Source organism: Chryseobacterium lacus (assembly GCF_003336205.1).
GTDB lineage: Bacteria > Bacteroidota > Bacteroidia > Flavobacteriales > Weeksellaceae > Chryseobacterium_A > Chryseobacterium_A lacus.
Genome location: NZ_QPIE01000005.1, coordinates 119,549 through 138,512 on the forward strand (window position 1 = coordinate 119,549; position 18,964 = coordinate 138,512).

General features: G+C 39.6%; 14 protein-coding genes. 4 read left to right on the forward strand and 10 right to left on the reverse strand.

Annotation, left to right across the window (positions count from 1 at the left end):
- The first annotated feature begins 161 nt into the window (after positions 1 to 161).
- The gene (gene rny / locus DQ356_RS07735) at positions 162 to 1,733 is read left to right on the forward strand and encodes a ribonuclease Y (RefSeq protein WP_114303910.1); all 1,572 of its coding nucleotides are present in this window, start codon (positions 162 to 164) and stop codon (positions 1,731 to 1,733) included.
- 393 nt (positions 1,734 to 2,126) lie between these two features.
- Positions 2,127 to 3,839 carry an amidohydrolase gene (locus DQ356_RS07740; protein ID WP_114303911.1) on the forward strand — a complete coding sequence of 571 codons (1,713 nt, stop codon included), beginning with the start codon at positions 2,127 to 2,129 and terminating at the stop codon, positions 3,837 to 3,839.
- 175 nt (positions 3,840 to 4,014) lie between these two features.
- On the opposite strand, the gene DQ356_RS07745 is transcribed toward DQ356_RS07740, so the two are convergent.
- The 5 genes from DQ356_RS07745 to DQ356_RS07765 all read right to left on the reverse strand — a co-directional run bounded on the left by DQ356_RS07745 (position 4,015) and on the right by DQ356_RS07765 (position 9,565).
- A complete protein-coding gene (locus DQ356_RS07745) occupies positions 4,015 to 6,543 on the reverse strand; it encodes a TonB-dependent receptor domain-containing protein (RefSeq protein WP_114303912.1) in 2,529 nt (842 codons plus the stop codon).
- Positions 6,544 to 6,704: 161 nt separating this feature from the next.
- Positions 6,705 to 7,739, reverse strand: a complete 1,035-nt coding sequence (gene mltG, locus DQ356_RS07750) for an endolytic transglycosylase MltG (RefSeq protein ID WP_114303913.1) — start codon at positions 7,737 to 7,739, stop codon at positions 6,705 to 6,707.
- 27 nt (positions 7,740 to 7,766) lie between these two features.
- On the reverse strand, positions 7,767 to 8,540 hold the full coding sequence (gene dapF / locus DQ356_RS07755) for a diaminopimelate epimerase (RefSeq protein WP_114303914.1): 774 nt from the start codon (positions 8,538 to 8,540) through the stop codon (positions 7,767 to 7,769).
- 82 nt (positions 8,541 to 8,622) lie between these two features.
- Positions 8,623 to 9,267 carry a nicotinamide riboside transporter PnuC gene (gene pnuC, locus DQ356_RS07760; RefSeq protein WP_114303915.1) on the reverse strand — a complete coding sequence of 215 codons (645 nt, stop codon included), beginning with the start codon at positions 9,265 to 9,267 and terminating at the stop codon, positions 8,623 to 8,625.
- A gap of 88 nt (positions 9,268 to 9,355) precedes the next feature.
- On the reverse strand, positions 9,356 to 9,565 hold the full coding sequence (locus tag DQ356_RS07765) for a nuclear transport factor 2 family protein (RefSeq protein ID WP_114303916.1): 210 nt from the start codon (positions 9,563 to 9,565) through the stop codon (positions 9,356 to 9,358).
- Between the two features lie 389 nt (positions 9,566 to 9,954).
- Here DQ356_RS07765 and ccsA point away from each other — a divergent pair, with 389 nt between their 5' ends.
- Positions 9,955 to 13,266 (forward strand): cytochrome c biogenesis protein CcsA, encoded by a 3,312-nt coding sequence (ccsA, locus tag DQ356_RS07770; protein WP_114303917.1) that lies wholly within the window; start codon positions 9,955 to 9,957, stop codon positions 13,264 to 13,266.
- A gap of 53 nt (positions 13,267 to 13,319) precedes the next feature.
- Here ccsA and DQ356_RS07775 read toward each other — a convergent pair whose 3' ends face one another.
- The 4 genes from DQ356_RS07775 to DQ356_RS07790 form a co-directional block, all read right to left on the reverse strand.
- A complete protein-coding gene (locus DQ356_RS07775) occupies positions 13,320 to 14,480 on the reverse strand; it encodes an iron-containing alcohol dehydrogenase (protein ID WP_114303918.1) in 1,161 nt (386 codons plus the stop codon).
- Between the two features lie 131 nt (positions 14,481 to 14,611).
- Positions 14,612 to 15,793 carry an acyl-CoA dehydrogenase family protein gene (locus DQ356_RS07780; RefSeq protein WP_114303919.1) on the reverse strand — a complete coding sequence of 394 codons (1,182 nt, stop codon included), beginning with the start codon at positions 15,791 to 15,793 and terminating at the stop codon, positions 14,612 to 14,614.
- Between the two features lie 233 nt (positions 15,794 to 16,026).
- On the reverse strand, positions 16,027 to 16,845 hold the full coding sequence (locus DQ356_RS07785; protein WP_114303920.1) for an enoyl-ACP reductase FabI: 819 nt from the start codon (positions 16,843 to 16,845) through the stop codon (positions 16,027 to 16,029).
- 106 nt (positions 16,846 to 16,951) lie between these two features.
- Positions 16,952 to 17,251: a hypothetical protein gene (locus DQ356_RS07790; RefSeq protein ID WP_114303921.1), complete on the reverse strand. Its 300-nt coding sequence runs from the start codon at positions 17,249 to 17,251 to the stop codon at positions 16,952 to 16,954.
- A gap of 139 nt (positions 17,252 to 17,390) precedes the next feature.
- Between DQ356_RS07790 and DQ356_RS07795 the strand changes: the two genes are divergently transcribed.
- A complete protein-coding gene (locus tag DQ356_RS07795) occupies positions 17,391 to 17,972 on the forward strand; it encodes a DNA-3-methyladenine glycosylase I (protein ID WP_114303922.1) in 582 nt (193 codons plus the stop codon).
- Between the two features lie 64 nt (positions 17,973 to 18,036).
- Here the strand turns inward: DQ356_RS07795 and DQ356_RS07800 are convergent, their stop codons facing one another.
- A complete protein-coding gene (locus DQ356_RS07800; RefSeq protein ID WP_114303923.1) occupies positions 18,037 to 18,957 on the reverse strand; it encodes a bifunctional riboflavin kinase/FAD synthetase in 921 nt (306 codons plus the stop codon).
- Positions 18,958 to 18,964: the final 7 nt, after the last annotated feature.

Consider the following 18,964-nt stretch of genomic DNA (forward strand, 5'->3'; position numbering starts at 1 on the left):
TTTGCGGATTACAGACAAAGGAAATCAGTTCAAATCGTGTTGATTAGGAGTTTACTCTTATCACCTGAACTGTTGTAGGTTTTTTTATGAAAAAATAGGGACCATCGTGTGATCCTTAAGAACTTAATATCAAAATATTTAGAAATAAAAACTTAATATATATGACACTTACCACTATTATTATCGGCTTTGTAGCCTTGGCAGCAGGAATTCTCATGGGGCTGTTATTTTCCAGAAGCAGCCTCAATACAAAAGCTAAATTTATTATAGAAGATGCCAAGAAAAACGCTGAGAATATCATAGAAAACTCCAACGTAAAAGCAGAATCCGTAAGAAAAGAAAAAGAAGCTCAAGCCAAAGTGAAATTTTTGGAACTGAAATCACAGCATGATACCGAAATTCAGAATCGGGAAAAGAAAATTCAGGAAATTGAAAAACGCATCCGCGATAAAGAACAAAAGCTGAATGATGAATTGAGCAAAACCGGAAAGCTGGAAAAAGATCTGGATAGACAAATTGCCGATTATGCCAAAAAGCATGAAATTCTGGAAAGAAAACAGGAAGAATTGGAGACCATCACGACGCAGAAAGTGGAAATCCTCGAAAAGCTGTCACATTACACTGCCGAAGAAGCCAAAGCCGAATTGGTAGAAGCCATGAAAGCAGAAGCCAAGACCAGAGCGCAGGCACACGTGCAGGAAATCATGGAAGAGGCTCAACTGAATGCGAAAAGTGAAGCCAGAAAAATAGTAATTCAAACCATCCAAAGAATCGGTACAGAGCAAGCCATTGAGAATTCTGTTTCTGTTTTCAATATCGAATCGGATGAAATAAAAGGAAGAATTATCGGAAGAGAAGGGCGGAATATCCGTGCCTTGGAAGCCGCAACAGGCGTAGAAATTATTGTGGATGATACTCCGGAAGCTATTTTGCTTTCCTGTTTCGATCCGGTGAGAAGGGAAGTCGCCAGGCTTTCACTCCACAGATTGGTGACAGACGGAAGAATTCACCCTGCAAGAATAGAAGAGGTGGTGGAAAAAACCAGAAAACAAATCGAAGAAGAAATTATAGAAGTCGGGAAAAGAACGATTATAGACCTCGGAGTTCACGGGTTACATCCCGAACTAGTGAAAATTATAGGGAGAATGAAATACCGTTCCTCTTATGGACAAAACCTGTTGCAGCACTCCCGCGAAGTAGCCAATATCGCTGCAACGATGGCTGCAGAACTGGGATTAAATGTGAAACTCGCCAAAAGAGCCGGGCTGTTGCATGATATAGGAAAAGTGCCGGAACAGGAATCCGAACTTCCACACGCACTTTTGGGAATGCAGTGGGCAGAAAAATATGGAGAAAATGCAGAAGTCGTCAACGCAATTGGTGCGCACCATGACGAAGTGGAAATGACTTCTTTATTATCACCGCTGATTCAAGTTGCGGATGGTATTTCCGGAGCAAGGCCGGGAGCAAGACGTCAGGTTTTGGAATCGTATATTCAAAGACTAAAGGATCTGGAATCCACTGCCATGAGTTTCGACGGCGTTTCGAGTGCTTATGCCATTCAGGCCGGGCGTGAACTGCGCGTGATGGTAGAAAGTGGAAAAGTGACTGATGAACAATCGCACCAGCTTTCCTACGATATTTCGGAAAAAATACAAAATGAACTCACCTATCCCGGACAAGTGAAAGTAACGGTCATCCGTGAAACCCGTGCCGTGAATATTGCAAGATAGGCAAACGTAAGAATTTTATATAAAGCCAGAACAAAAAAGTTCTGGTTTTTTTGTGGAATAATAGTGCCCGAATTAATTCCAAAAATCTTATTGAGCCAACTATAGTGGAGACGTTATAAAGATTGAATGATTATCATTTCAGCTGATATAATAAGAAAGAATAAAAGAACAAATCAGTGTAGAAGTGATTTATTTCAGCTTATTGTCGGCTCTTTTTCAAAAAAAAGAAATGTACAACCCTCTATTTTGCTCAAAAAGTTTACATTTGTAATACTGGAATAAAGCGATTCAGTGGTGACTAAAAAGAACTGTTTCGTTTCCTTTTCATCACTTCTTGCCAATTCCCTAAAACTTTTTTTAAAAATAAAATTATAACCTTATTAATTAATAATTATGAAGAAAACTCTGTTTCTTTTTTTAAGCTTAGCACTCTTAAGCAATTGTAAAACAAAAGAATCTGTTTCTGTTGACAGCATTTATTACAACGGAGACATCCTGACCATGGAAGGCGACGAACCACAGTATGTAGAAGCTGTGGCCGTGAAAGACGGAAAAATTCTTTTCGCCGGAAGTTTACAGGAAGTGAACCAATATAAAGGTTCTGAGACTACGATGAATGACCTGCAAAACAAAACCTTGTTGCCAGGATTTATAGATGCTCACGGCCATATCTGGAATGCCGGATTTCAGGCTGTTTCTGCAAATCTTCTTCCGGCTCCGGACGGAAACGGTAACAGCATTGACGATATTGTCAGGTTGCTGAACGAATGGAAAGGAAAAAACAAGAAAGCGATAGGAAAATACGGATGGATTATAGGATTTGGATATGATGATGCGCAGTTAAAGGAAAAACTTCCTCCTACAGCAAGAGATCTGGACAAGGTTTCTACAACGGTTCCGGTCATTATTATTCACCAGTCCGGACATTTGGCAGTCATGAATCACAAAGCACTCGAATTGTCTGATATTAATGAAAATACTCCGGATCCTGCCGGCGGACTTATCCGAAGACTCCCCGGAACTACGAAACCCAGCGGTGTATTGGAAGAAATGGCGGCCTTCATTCCTTTATTCAAAATGTTGGCTGTTTTGGATGCAGATGCGAACGAAAAAATTGCACTGGCCGGTTTGAACGCCTATGTTCGTTTTGGATTCACAACAGCGCAAGAGGGCAGAGCGACAGTTGATGCATCCAATACCTGGTCGAAACTGGCTGATGAGGGAAAATTGCCAATAGATATTGCGGTGTATCCGGATATCCAAACGCAGATGGAATATATGAAGAAGCACGGAGTGAGCAAAGATTACAAAAATAAATTCAGGATTGCAGGAGTGAAAATTTCTTTAGACGGTTCGCCTCAGGGAAAAACAGCTTGGCTTACTCAGCCTTATGTAGTTCCGCCACCGGGACAACCCGACACCTATAAAGGATATCCTGCATTTCCAAAAGAAGATGATGCGATTTCGCTTGTAGACGCTGCTTACAGCAACAATTGGCAAATTCTGGCTCACTGCAATGGTGATGCTGCCATTGATGAACTGATTGCCGCTGCAGATGCTGCTGGAAAAAAACACGGAAATGAGAACAGAAGAACGGTGGGTATTCATTCCCAGACTGCGAGAATGGATCAGTTGGACAGCTATAAAGAATTAGGAATCATTCCTTCTTTCTTCGGAATGCACACGTATTATTGGGGAGATTGGCATACGGATGAAACTTTAGGAAAAGAAAGAGCAGACAAAATTTCTCCGGCACAATCAGCTTTGAACAAAGGAATGATCTTTACCCAGCACCATGATGCTCCGGTTGCATTGCCGAGCAGCACCATGATTTTGTACTCTGTGGTGAACAGAATCAGCAGATCCAGTAAAGTTATCGGAGCGGATGAAAGAATAAGTCCTTATTATGCACTAAAATCTCTTACAGAATGGGCTGCATACCAATATTTTGAAGAGAATTCAAAAGGAACCATCAAGAAAGATAAACTGGCTGATTTTGTGATTCTGGATAAAAATCCCCTCAAAATAAATCCTGAAGCACTGAAAGATATTGTAGTTTTGGAAACGATTAAAGAAAGAAAATCGGTGTATTCTGTGAAGAACTAATATACAGTAACCTGTTTTATTACTACTCAATCAACATTGCCAAAGTTTCAAACTTAGGCAATGTCTTTTAAAAAAAAGATTATAACAAGAATAAATTTACTATTTTTCGGACAAGGCATAAAAAAATCATGTTGGGAATTTCCAACATGATTTTTTTATCTGCTAACATTTTCTGTTACATTGGCGGCATTTCATCGTCGCCACCTTCGAGGTTAGTGTCGCGTTTTCTTCTTGGCTGTTCTACTTTATCACCCTGTTTGAAACGGTAAGTAAGACTCACTGAAAAAGTTCGGGGTTGCCATTGCATGAAAGATTTTCTTTCGAAGCCATCTCCAAAGGTGTAATAAGACCTGCTTCGGGTATCAAAAATATCCTGAATATTAAAATTAATCGTTCCGTTGCCATCCCAGATGGTTTTGGAAGCTCCCAGATTGAGGGCATACATCGGCTCGGTTTTAGAGCTGCTCGTTTCCGTTCCTCCCCGATAGAAACCTTGCAACTGAACATTAAATGTTCGGTCAATCCGGAAAGTTGTGGTAAGTCTGGATCTGGTTGAAAATCCATTTCCGTCAAATGATATATTGGCGGGAGCTGCCACACCATTGATGAGTGTCGTATATTGATAATCGCCCTCAGATTTATAGCCAAATAAGTCGAGATTTCCCATCAGTTTTAACCAAGAAAATGGATCGTATGTAAAGTTCATATCCAAACCATAACGCTGCTCTGACCCAATGTTGAAAGGTTTGGTCTCGAATCGGCTTTTCTCGAAATTATAGAGGTTAACCATTTGAGTTTCATCTTCCTCATGATTGAAATAGACGGTAGGGTTAATGGTGAATTTTCTTTTTTGAATACTATATCCGAGTTCAAATGAATTAACAAAAGAAGGATTCAAATTTGGATTTCCGCTAAAGATATTATCGTTATTGCTATAGCTTCGCATAGGAACCAAAAACCATGACCGTGGACGGTTAATTCTTTTGGAATAATTTAGTAAAATTTGGCCGCTGTCTGAAATATTATAACTTAAAAAAACAGAAGGGAAGATATTGTTATAAGCTTTATCAATAGCAGGTTCCTGATCTACCAGGTTTTTGAAGTCTACATCTACTTTTGAAATTTCATCCCTCAATCCCAATTGGTACGCAAATTTTTCACCAATTTTACTTTTGAACTGAACATAAAAAGCGTTGAACATTTCACTATAATTTGTAACGCTGGTGAAATCAGGATTTACAATTCCGTTATTCCACACAGCATAATCGTAATCATTTTGGTTCCTGTCAAAGCGGTAGCCGGCTTCAATTTTTGAATTTTCACCAATGGGAAGCTCATAATCTATCTTTCCTATGATTGTATTACTTTCGGTATTGTTAACGGTTTGATCGAATCCGTAATTGGCATTATTGCGTAATTCGGTAATGCCACTTTCTCCCTCTGAAAGGTTCTTTTGAAGGCTTAATGACATTGAAATCAATTGTCCGTTGTCATCAATTTTATGATCTAATCCAAAATCTCCCTGAAAAGATTTGTTCTGGTTAGTTCCTATAGTGTTTCGTAATTTGCTTAGGGGAAAATCAAAATCGGTATTGTTGATATCAATACCATTATAAGTCATTTTGTTATCTACTGAGTCATCAGAATCATTCTTATAAGTTCTGAAAGATATAGAAGCATTAGCAGAAGTTCTGTCGTTGAAATCATATACCATCCCTGCAGTTCCGTTGAAATTGTTCATTTCATTTTTGCTTTCCGAATCAGAAACCTGTGTCAGCATTTGTTTCAATATCCCTCTATCTTCAAACCGTGCATCGTAATTATTGACCCCTTTCGATCTTCTGTAACCACCACCACCATTCAGAAACCACGTCAGGTTACCTCTTCTCCAGCTCAAGTTGGTGTTTAAACTAGTATTCGGAAGATATCCAACTGATCCCGTAACACTTCCGTTAAAGCCCATTCTTCTTGATTTTTTCAAAATAATATTCAGAATACCTGCCGTTCCGGAAGCTTCAAATTTGGACGATGGATTCGTGATGACTTCAATTCTTTCAATCTGATCTGCAGGAATGGATTGCATCGCATTGGCACCATCATCAATTCCTAGCATGGAAGAAGGTTTTCCATTAATTAAAAACCGCACATTTGTATTTCCTCTCATGGATACGGTACCGTCGGTTTCCACAGATACGGACGGAACATTGCTGAGAACATCCTGTAAATTTCCGCCTTTGCTGATGATATCCTGAGAAGGGTCGTACACTTTTTTATCCAATTCTACACGATAAGGGCGGGATGCAGGCGCAGAAATCACAACTCCCTCAATATTCTGAGTAGGAGTGAGCGTGGTGGAACTTTCCGCTTCCACACTGATGCTGCCGATATTTCCAGCAGTGGAAATCTGCTTGTTCGCAGTTCTTCTTTTGAAATCAATCGCTTCCACAGTAACATCATAATTCCCCGGCACCAGTTCCAGTGTGTAAAACCCGCTTTCATCCGTAAGCGCAGCATCATTGAAAGCAGTGTTGGCTTTGTTGGAAAAACTGACAGAAGCATAGGGAACAGGATTGTTTTGCTGATCCACAATACTGCCGGAAACATTGATTTTCTGTTGAGCAAATGCCATGGCGGCTGCTGAAAGTACGAAAGTAAGCCCGAGAGATTTTCTCGTAAGAATTCGGGTGATTTCAGTTTGAATCATTTTTTCTTTTATTTATTAATTACAAAAGGGTAAACTTTTGCCTCATTTATTTATTAAGAATTTTCAAAAAAAGGAAGCATAAAACTTCAGAACGCTATCGTATTAGACGCTGAGAAACGCATTTTGTTAAACTTGCAAGTGTTAAAAGTTTATTAAAAATATTAACGAATGTTTTTTGAATTCAACCATTCCTGATAATCTTTTGCATTGGCAGCATGTTCCGTATCGCTGGCAGTAAAGCGGTGAAGACCGGGTTTGTCGGGATCTGCAGCCATAAAGATATAAGAATGTTGCTCCGGATTCAGAACAGCGTCCACAGAATTTTTATCCACAATACAGATCGGTCCTGGTGGGATTCCTGCGTTTGCATACGTATTATACGGTGAAGGATGACGCAAATGTTTATACAAAACTCTTTTAATATTCTGATTAAATCCACTGTCCTGATTGATGGCATAAATGACCGTCGGGTCACTTTGAAGTTTCATTCCTTTACGTACCCGGTTCAGGTACAATCCGGCGATTGTCTTTTGCTCATCGGGTTTTCCGCCACTTTCTTTGTAAACAATGGAAGCCAGCGCATAAATCTCGTCGCGTGAAAGTCCGCTGCTTTTTTCTTTGGCAACACGTTCCGGAGTCCAGAATTTCTCATATTGATCCTCAAATCTTGTGAAAAACTCCGAAGGTTTTACCGTCCAGAAAAAATGATAGGTATCAATAAAAAAATATTTCTTGAGGTCTTCTGCATTCTTATATCCTTTTTCCTGTGCAATTTTATTGAGTTCTGAGATGAACTTTGCCGAATCTATTTCAGTTTTTCTGGAAACTCGGCCAATCATTTGGTAAACATCGCCAAAATCCCCGATCCTAAAAACATGTTCCGACTGATTTCCTGCTTTTATCATGTTCACCAAATCGGTATTGTTACTCCCTTCTTTGATCTGATATCTTCCGGGATGGAAAATGCGGTTCATGTTTTTATCTCTCGCCACTTCCTCAAAAGCTTCCCTATTCTTCACATAAGGCGCCACAGAATCGAGAATTTGCTGAAAAGAAGCACCGGTAGGAATGTGAAAATACCCTTCCTTCTCTACATTATTTCCGTAATATTTCTTGTATTCGCTGTAGCCCCAAAATAATCCTAAAGTCAATAGAATGCCTACAATGAGGAATAAAACGGTATGTTTTTTATTCATTTTTTTAAAAATTAAACTTTGGAAAAATTAAATGAGGATTTCACCTTTAAATACCTGTTTTGCCGGACCTTCCAGCCAGATATTGATGAAAGTGCCCTGAAATTGCTCTGCATATACAGAAAGAATGCCACCAAGAGTCATGATCTGAACGGAATCCGCTTCTTTATTCCGAAGCCAGGTGAGTGCTGCCGCTGTAACTCCGGTTCCGCAGCTGTAGGTTTCGTCTTCTACGCCGCGTTCGTAAGTTCTCACGAAGATTTTGTTTTCATCCTGAACTTCGACGAAATTGACATTAATGCCATTTTCCCGAAACTTCTCAGAATTCCGTATCGCTTTTCCTTCATTGAAAACTTCAAAATTTCCAAGCTCTTCTACATATTGTACAAAATGTGGCGAGCCTGTATTGAGAACAAAACCGTTTTCTGTTTCGGAAATGTGATCTACATCTTTCATTTTCAGCAATATGGTTTCATTTTTTATTTTCGCTTCATGAAGTCCGTCCACCGCATTGAAGGTGCATTCTTCCTCGAAAATATTCAGAAAAGAAGCAAAAGCCACGATACATCTTCCGCCGTTTCCGCACATCGTACTTTCATTTCCATCGGCATTGTAATACACCATTTGGAAATCAGATTCAGGGTCGTTTTCCACAAGAATCAGTCCGTCACTTCCTATCCCGAACCGCCGGTCGCACATTTCTTTGATAAGTTTGCTGTTTTTGGGAAATTCCAAATTCCGGTTGTCGATCATAATGAAATCGTTTCCGGTTCCCTGGTATTTATAAAATGTAATGCTCTTCATGAATCAGGCTTTTATTTTGGAGTATTTCGGTTGGCAAAGATACTCATTCCGCCGCTTTCCTGATTTTAATGTTTTCCTGAAATTACACTTTCTGATTCCGGTTCCATTCGCGGTAACCGATAACGGCCAATACGGTAAATATTAGGAACTGCACGCTCGTAATTCCAAGTCCTTTGTAGAGATAAAGCGGCACAGAAACCAGATCTCCGATAATCCAGAAAATCCAGTTCTCAATTTTTCTTTTCGCCATCAACCACATTCCTACCAAAAAAATGGCCGTTGTAAGCACATCCAGCCAATTGGCCCAATCCAGATAAGCCAGTCCGGGAGTTGCATGATCGTCAAAAACGGGTTTCCAATAATAGATGAGTGTCACCAATATCAGACTGAATATAAACAGAATAGCACTCTGCAGCCATTCTTTTTTATTGGTTTTGGAAACTTTTACATGGATATGGTCATTTGTGTTTTTAGACCATAATATCCAGCCGTAGATGCTCATCGCGGTATAATATCCGTTGATCATCATATCGCCCATTAACCCAAAAGCATACAGAATATACACGTAAAGAACAGTAGAAATAATTCCGGTCGGGTACACAAGAATGTTTTTTCTGATGGAGAAAAGTACGCTGATCAAACCAAAGAAAGTGGCAGCAGCCTCCAGAAGAATCTGGCTCGTTTCGTAACTTTCATAAGGTTTCAGGAAGAGGTCATACAAATTCATGCACCAAAGATAATTTTTTCTGAATCAAAAATATACGATATTAAATGGGTTGAAACAGGAACATTTCTTTGGTGTTTGTTTCCGAGAATCACAACCGTATTGTTGAAATAAATTGCTCCGCTTCAAACTTGAGCTTTTCTGTTCTGTTTAAAATTCTTGTAAAAAACTTACTGACACCTTCTATACCGTGAAATTCGCTTTTAGGAATTACCTGCGTTCCATGATAAATCCAAACCGTATCTTCAGAAACCGTTTCTTCGATGGCATCAACGTTTCCTTCTGCAAAAGCGCTCAGCATCTTATCTACTAATATTTTGGGTGAATTTCCATATTTGATCTTTTTTAAATTTAATTATTGAAGTTTTGTTTAATTCTTTTTTACGTTGACAGTCGCCTTCCAAATATCCTAAAATTTCTGCACACATGCAATGGAATATAAACCCCAAATCTCTCATGAGGGTAATGACTACACTAAATTATATGAACGTAGCTCTTTTAACTTCAAAGCATTAACGTTCATCGTATTTTGATACTATTATTTCTATTCCTTCTCATGTAGGTATTTCCAGATAAGTTAAATTGACAAAAATCATTTTGCAAATTCGCTTTTTAAATTAATAGAATGTATTTTTGCACATCATCCAAAAAATAATTCGGACTTCATCGTCTGAAATACGTTCTCTTCTTATGAAAAAACTTCAGAACATCCTGATTTCAACCCGTACAATGGCAGTTCTACTCTTGGTGTATGCCGCAGCAATGGGATATGCTACTTTTATTGAAAATGATTATGGAACGCCCACAGCCAAAGCGTTGGTTTATGAAGCCAAATGGTTCGAGCTTGTGATGCTGCTTCTTATTTTGAATTTTATCGGAAATATCGCTCGCTATAGACTTTGGAAACGGGAAAAATGGCCGGTTTTGGCTTTTCACCTTTCTTTCATTCTCCTGTTTATCGGCGGTGCCATTACCCGATACATCAGCTACGAAGGTATCATGCACATCCGCGAAGGGGAAACTTCTAACGAGATTATAACCGATAAGAATTATTTTAAAATTCAGATTGAAGAAAACGGAGATGTCCTGAGTTACAAGGAAATTCCATATCTCATGTCGCCGCTTCATAAAAATTTCAGTGCCAGTTATGATTATCACGGTAAAAAGATTTCTGTAAAAACACTGGATTATGTGCAGCGAAAAAAAGACAGTTTAGTGGCTGACAATTCCGGAACAGAATACCTCCATTTCGTATCTGCCGGTGAAAGAGGCAGAATCAATTATTACCTCAAACCCGGAGAAAGTAAATCTTTGGGTGGAACTTTGGTGAGCTACAACAGGCCTATTGAAGGAGCGATAGAATTTAAAAGCGAAAACGGAAAATTGTTTATCAAAACTCCTGTAGATGCCAATTACATGGTAATGGCAACCCAAGACAGCGGGAGTGTAAAACAGAATGTCTACGAAGAACTTTCCCTGAGAAGTTTATATACGATAAATGAAACCAGAATCGTGGTTCCTGACGGACTCAAAAAAGGAAAATTACAGGCTTTTGAAGGCGATAAAAAGAAGGATGAAAACTTACCTGATGCGATGATGGTAGAGGTTCAGGGTCCGAAAACAAAACAGAATGTAGAGTTGGTAGTAGAGCGGGGAAATCCGAATTTATTCAAGCAGATTACATTGGACGGAATGAATATTATGGTAGGCTTCGGCCCGAAAGTGTATACCACGCCTTTTGCACTAAAACTTGATGATTTCGTGATGGAAACCTATCCCGGAAGTTCTTCTCCCAGTGCTTATGAAAGTCACGTGAAGATTATTGATGAAGGCAAAGAAACGCCCTATAAAATTTACATGAACAACGTACTTAATCATAAAGGGTATCGTTTCTTCCAGGCCAGTTTTGATGCCGACAGACAGGGAACTGTACTTTCTGTAAATCATGATTTTTGGGGTACTTTGGTGACCTATATCGGTTATTTTTTCCTGTTTACAGCGATGTTTATTGTCTTCTTCTGGAAAGGAACCCACTTCTGGAAACTCAATTCGATGCTGAGGAATATGAACAAAAAGAAAACGGCAACTGTTATTGCGCTTCTTTTTACCCTCGGTCTTCACGCTCAGATTATTGAAACGCACGGAACTTCTGATGGAAGCAGGGATAATACCACCATGACTGCGGCACAACCGGGAACGCATGTTCACAGCGACGGAACCGTGCATGATAATGATGCGCATGCTCATGAAGAAGCAACGGCGTCTCCGGCGGAAGTACAGCCTCAACAAAATTCTGTAGCACGTTCATTTTCTGCCATGAGAACCATTTCTGCAGATGAAGCCATTTCAAAAAACAGGATTTCCCGGGAACATGCAGATAAGTTTTCTTATCTCCTGGTGCAGAATTATTCAGGGAGAATTGTTCCGATGAGTACGCAGGCTTTGGATGTTCTTCGTAAACTTTATAAAAAGAGTAAATTCACTGGTACTGACGGTAAATATCTTACTGCAGAACAGTGGTTTCTTTCTGTGAATACCGATACACCGAGCTGGACGATGGTTCCTCTCATTAAAGTAGGGACAAAAGGAGGCGATGAATTGAAGAAAAAAACAAAAGCCAACGACGAAGGCTATACTGCACTCATGAATCTTTTCCCTTCCGATGAAAACGGCAACCTGCATTATGTTTTGGAAGAGGATTACAACATTGCTTTTGCCAAGAAACCGGCTGAACAAAGCAATTATGATAAAGAAGTGATTTCCGTGAACGAAAGAGTTCAGATTTTTAATGAATTTTTCAGCGGCCAGTTTATGAGAATTGTACCTGTGAAAAATGATCCGAATTCCACATGGCATTCCTGGCTGGATCAGAATTTTGAACCGGATATGGAAAGCCAGAAAGTAATGGGGCCTTATTTTTCTGCAGTTCTCGATGCACAAGGTAGCGGCAACTGGGCTAAAGCCGATGCGGAACTGGAAAAACTGTCAGATTATCAGCAAACCTGGGGAAAAAATGTAGTTCCATCCGATGCTCAGGTGCAGGTAGAAGTATTCATGAATAAAGTGGATATTAATTTCAGGCTTTTAATTTTCTATACGCTTATTGGAGGTTTACTGGTAGTGTTAGGCTTTGTGGAACTTTTCAGGCCAAGCCGAATTCTGACGAAGGTTATTACAGCGATTATGTATATTGGGGCTGTAGGCTGGTTTTTACAGTTATTAGGTCTTATCGGAAGATGGTATATTTCCGGCCACGCTCCGTGGAGTAACGGTTACGAAGCCATCGTGTTTATTTCATGGGTCGGAATTACCGCCGGATTTGCATTGTACAGAAACTCCAACGCATTGATTCCTGCAGCAGGCTTTATGGTCGCAGTTATTATGATGGGCTTTGCACACGGAGGTTCAGCACTAGATCCTCAAATAACGCCGTTGGTGCCGGTTCTGAAATCATATTGGCTCATTATCCACGTAGCTATTATTACGGCCAGTTATGGATTCTTCGGACTTTCGTTCGTTATTGCAATAATTTGTCTTATCTTTTATATTCTGGCTTCAAAAAAACTATACAAACAACACAACGACAGAACGATAAAAGAACTCACAATTGTTTCTGAAATGTCGCTTACCATTGGATTGTATGCTCTTACGGTGGGAACTTTTCTGGGGGGAATCTGGGCAAATGAATCATGGGGAAGATACTGGAGTTGGGATCCAAAAGAAACCTGGGCTTTTGTTTCAGTCATGGTGTATGCATTTGTCTTGCACATGCGTCTGGTTCCGGGATTGCGAGGAAGATGGGCTTTCCACGTAGCCGCCATGGTAGCGATTTCTACGATTATTATGACATATTTTGGGGTGAATTATTACCTGAGCGGACTGCATTCGTACGCTGCTGGTGATCCGATTCCTGTCCCTATCTGGGTTTACCTCGGAGCTGCCGGAATGCTGATATTGGCATTAGCCTCTTATCTGAAGTATCGAACTTTCATCAAAAAATAATACAATAAAAAGCCCCTTCAATCGGGGCTTTTTTCATTATTTATATTCTGTTCTCAGTAACTCATCTGTACTATTTCTTTTACATCCTGAGGACTGAGCTTTCGGTATTCGCCCAGCATCCAGTTTCTTTCAGCAAAAGTTTTTTCTATTCTTTCCGCGCATCCTTCATAAGCTGTTGTGTATTCTGAAAGTCGGGTTGGGATTCCGATGCTATGGAAAAAAGTCTCCATTTTCTGAATTCCTTTTTCTGCTTTCTCCTCCTCTGAACCTTCCGTAATCCCCCAAATCCTTTCCGCATATTGCGCTAATTTTTCTTTTTTGGATTCTATATTAAATCGGTAATGTGAAGGCGCAATAATAGCCAAAGTTCTGGCATGGTCAATTCCAAATTGTGCTGTAAGTTCATGTCCCATCGCATGTACAGCCCAGTCGGTAGGAACTCCTTTTGAAATTAGTCCGTTCAGTGCCATCGTGCAGCACCACATGAAATTGCCTGCAACATCATAATCAAAATCTTCATTGAGCATTTTTGGCGCAATTTCCTGTAAAGTCTGCATGATGCTTTCAGAGAAACGATCCTGCAACGTGGCAGAAGTAGGGTAGGTCATATATTGTTCCAGCACGTGAGAATAGGCATCGGCAATACCGTTGGCAATTTGTTTTTTGGGAATGGAACGAACCACTTCAGGATCCAGAACAGACACTTGTGGAAATAATCCCGGACCTCCGGACGACAGTTTTTCTCCGGTTCCCCTTCGGGATATCACATATCCGGAATTCATTTCAGAGCCTGTTGCCGGTAAAGTGAGAACGGTGGAAAAAGGCAATGCCATCCCTTCAAAAATACGCACTGGTTTTTTGAGAATTTCCCACGGATCTCCTTCGTACATAGCCGCAGCAGCTAGAAATTTAGTGCCGTCAATCACCGAACCTCCACCAACTGCCAGGAGATAGTTAATGTTCTTTTCTTTAATAACTTTCAGCGCTTCCAGCAATACTTCATATTCCGGATTAGCTGGGATTCCGCCAAATTCCTCTATTTGTAAACCCTCCAATGCAGAAAGTACCTGTTCGTAAATCCCATTGGTTTTGATACTTCCTCCTCCGTATAAAATTAAAACACGGACATCTTTAGGAATTTCATTGTTAAGTTTCTGTATTTCTCCTTTCCCGAAAATAATTTTCGTTGGATTTTTAAATTCAAAGTTGAGCATAAGTAAACGATTTTGTACAAATTTAAGGATAAAATGATTGAAGAGTAACGTTTTTGTGTCAACTGAATTTAATGTAAAATATAAATGCCGGAAAAATCGCTCCGGCATTTATTGAATTTAGATTTTAAAATTTACGAAAACGCGTTGATGCCCGTAATATCCAAACCGGTTATCAACAGGTGAATGTCATGAGTTCCTTCATAGGTGATGACAGATTCCAGATTCGCAGCGTGGCGCATCATTGGAAACTCGCCCATAATTCCCATTCCACCCAGCATTTGTCTGGATTCTCTGGCAATATCAATGGCCATTTTCACATTGTTTCTTTTCGCCATAGAAATTTGTGCCGGCGATGCTTTGTGATCGTTCTTCAATGTTCCTAATTGCAGACAAAGCAACTGCGCTTTGGTAATTTCCGTTAAAAATTCAGCCAGTTTTTTCTGCTGAAGCTGGAAAGAGGCAATAGGTTTTCCAAATTGCTTCCGTTCTTTGGTATACTGAACCGCAGTGCAATAGCAATCCACAGCCGCACCGATAACACCCCATGAAATTCCATAACGAGCAGAGTTCAGGCAGGAAAGCGGCCCTTTCAAACCTTGTACGTTGGGTAAAATATTTTCTTTAGGAATTTTAACATTATCAAAAACTAACTCTCCGGTTTTGGATGCTCTCAAACTCCACTTATTGTGTGTTTCCGGTGTGGTGAAGCCTTCCATTCCGCGTTCTACAATCAGGCCGCGCACTTTTCCGTTTTCATCTTTGGCCCATACAACGGCAATGTCGCAAAGCGGGGCATTGGTAATCCACATTTTGGCACCATTCAGAAGATAATGATCACCTTTATCAGTAAGATATGTTTCCATAGAACTTGGATCGGAACCGTGATTAGGTTCTGTTAATCCGAATGCGCCAATCAAATCACCGGAAGCCAAGTGTGGCAAATATTTCTTTTTTTGTTCTTCTGAACCAAATTCGTTGATCGGGAACATCACCAAAGAACTCTGAACCGATGCAGCAGAACGTACTGCCGAGTCGCCTCTTTCCAGCTCCTGCATAATGATTCCGTAGGAAATCTGATCCAAACCGGCACCGCCATATTCTTCCGGAATATAAGGGCCTAATGCACCGATGTTTCCCAATTCTTTCATCAATCCCGGAATGTCGGTGTGATTTTGTGCAGCTTCGTCTATTTTTGGCATGACGAAACTTTCCACCCATTCGCGGACGGATTGGCGTATAAGTAAGTGTTCCTCAGTAAGTAAGCTGTCCATTCCGAAATAATCGGGAATGCTGCTCAGCGGATAATATGACATACAATTTTAGTTTGTCCGAATTTACAGCTTTTTAAATTTTTGGAGAAATATAAACGGTGAAAAACATATTTAAGTTGGAAACAGAGACATAGATTTGGATAAAAAGATACAGTTTGAGTTTGCAAATTCTATTTTCAATGAATGTTTTCAGAATTAATTTTTCCTTTCATCTTCAGAATCTACGAAAAAAACCGCTCAGCTCGCTGAACGGTTTTTCGTTTATTTCAAGTTTATTATTTTGACATTTCTTCGTAAATGTCCATTACTTTCTGGGAAACTCCTGTGCTGCTGAATCCACCGTCGTGGAAAAGGTTTTGCATGGTAACTTTCCGAGTGAGATCGCTGAACATCATTACGCAATAGTCAGCGCATTCATCTGCAGTAGCATTTCCGAGCGGCGACATATCATTGGCATAGCCAAAAAATCCGCCGAATCCTTTCACGCCGCTTCCTGCCGTAGTATTGGTAGGAGATTGCGAAATGGTATTCACCCGTACTTTTGACTTTTCGCCCCAGTAATATCCGAAGGTTCTTGCAATGCTTTCGAGGTAAGATTTATTATCTGACATATCATTATAATCCGGGAAAGTACGTTGTGCAGCAATATAAGTAAGTGCCAAAATGGAACCCCAATCGTTCATGCATTCTTTATCCCAAGCTACGCGCATCACTTTGTGAAAGGAAACTGCCGATATATCCCAACCTGTTTTCAGCCATTCATAATTCATTTGGGTATAATGTTTACCTTTTCGCACGTTTACTGACATGCCGATGGAATGCAGAATGAAATCCAGTTTGCCAAATTTGGCTATGGCAGCATCAAAAAGTTTCTCCAGATCTTCCATAGAAGTGGCGTCTGCACCGATAACTTCTGAACCGGTTTTTTCTGCAAGTTCATTCAGTTCGCCCATTCTCATCGCAATAGGAGCGTTGGAGAGGATGAATTCCGCGCCTTCTTCATGGCATTTTTCTGCTACTTTCCACGCAATCGACTGACTGTTCAGTGCACCGAAAATAATCCCTTTTTTACCTTTAAGTAATCCGTAAGACATAATAATTTATTTAAGAAACAAATGTAAGGAAAATCCGTGTTTTACAAACTACAAGAAGGCCGAAAGTTCAAAACTTCCGACCTTCCTTCCATGAATAAATTATTCTTTAGTTGGTAGCTTTATTGATTTCATTATTCACATCACTGGCTGCATCTTTTGTGCTGTCCCAAGCATCATCTGCCCAGTCCTTAGTTTTTTCCCAAGCATCAGAAACAGCATCTTTAGTGTCTTCCCAAGCATCAGAAACATTGTCTTTCGCTCTTTCATACCATCCTTCCTGTGTAGGTTCCTGGTTTTTTGCTCGTTGATCGCGAATATAATCTTTTGCACGGTCTGCATATTCTTCTACTTTCCACTTTACATTGTTTACCGCATCTTCTGCACGGTTATAATTCCGATTGTCCATAATTGTTATTTTAAAATTAATATTTGTGATTTGGTTACTGGTTTAAACACAATTTTTATTCCGCCCACCTGTTAAAAAGATGTTAAAAAGCTGGTATGTGGGAATTATATAAATTTCGTAGATTTATTTAAAATTTAAAATGAATAATAATTTAATTCGTTGTGGCTGGTGTGAAAAGGACGATCTTTATCGTATTTACCATGATTATGAATGGGGAAAACCGGTGTATGATGATAAAATTATCTTCGAATTTCTTGTATTGGAAAGTTTTCAGGCAGGGCTAAGTTGGCACACTATATTAAAGAAGCGGGAGAATTTCAGAAAAGCTTTGGACGGTTTTGATTTTCATAAAATAACAAAATATGATGACAAGAAAGTAGAAGAACTGATGAACAATTCCGGAATTATACGCAACCGGATGAAAATTCTGGCTACTATTAATAATGCTCAAAAATTTATAGAAGTGCAGAATGAATTCGGAAGTTTTTCGAAATATATTTGGAGTTTTGTAGGCGGAAAACCGATCATTAATCACCCGAAAACCCTAGAGGAAGTTCCGGCAACTACGGAAGTATCAGATAATCTTTCAAAAGATTTAAAGAAAAAAGGATTCAAATTTCTTGGTTCTACGGTGATGTACACTCACATGCAAGCTACAGGAATGGTGTGTGACCATCTGGTGGATTGCTATCAAAAAAATTCGATGAATAATTTTCCTTAGGCAACCTTTGGAAACAGATAATTCAGGAAATGTATTTCGGAACTCTTTTACTTTAAATAATTGTTTAAAATTGAAAATTTCGGGTTCGTATTTTATCCTCATCCAGTCTTTCGATCAGCTTTTCCATGCTTTCAAATTTAATTTCTTCATGAAGAAAATCCCGGAAATGAACCGTGATTTGCTGCCCATAAATATCCTGATCAAAATCCAGAATATACACTTCAATACTTAGCGGATTTTCACCCACAGTCGGGTTGTTTCCAATGCTCAGCATTCCCTTGTATTGCTCATTATTTACCAATGCTTCTACAATATAAGCTCCTTTTTTTGGAAGAAGTTTCAGTTCGTTTACCTTAATATTTGCGGTTGGATATCCGATGGTTCTGCCGATTTTTTTTCCATCAATTATAGTTCCGGAAACGGGATAATGATAGCCAAGCATTTCGTTGGCTTCCATAATGTTACCTTTTTCAAGCGCAGCTCTAATTTTTGTTGATGAAATATTTTTATTGTGAATATTCACTGCTTCCATTTTTTTTACCTCAAATCCGAATGCAGGTGCCATTTTTTCAAGAAGTTCAAAATTGCCTGAACGGTTTTTCCCGAACACGTGATCATAGCCAACCATCAGGTATTTCACATTGAGTTTTTCGACCAGAATTTTCTCTACAAACTCTTCTCCGGTCAGATTTCTGAAGGCTTCATCAAATTCTTTCAGAAATAAATGTTGAATACCCAACTGCTCCAGAAGCGCCGATTTTTCTTCCAGTGTATTCAGCAAACGAAGATCTTCATCAGGATTGAAAACCAATCTCGGATGAGGCCAGAAAGTAAGTACGGCAGACTGAAGTGATTTTTTTTCAGCAATAAGATTCAGTTCAGAAATAATCGACTGGTGTCCGAGATGCACTCCGTCAAACATACCCAGGGACAGTGCCAGAGCTTTTACTGTATCTGTTTTACTGAAATTCGTGTGGATAATCAAGAGAGAA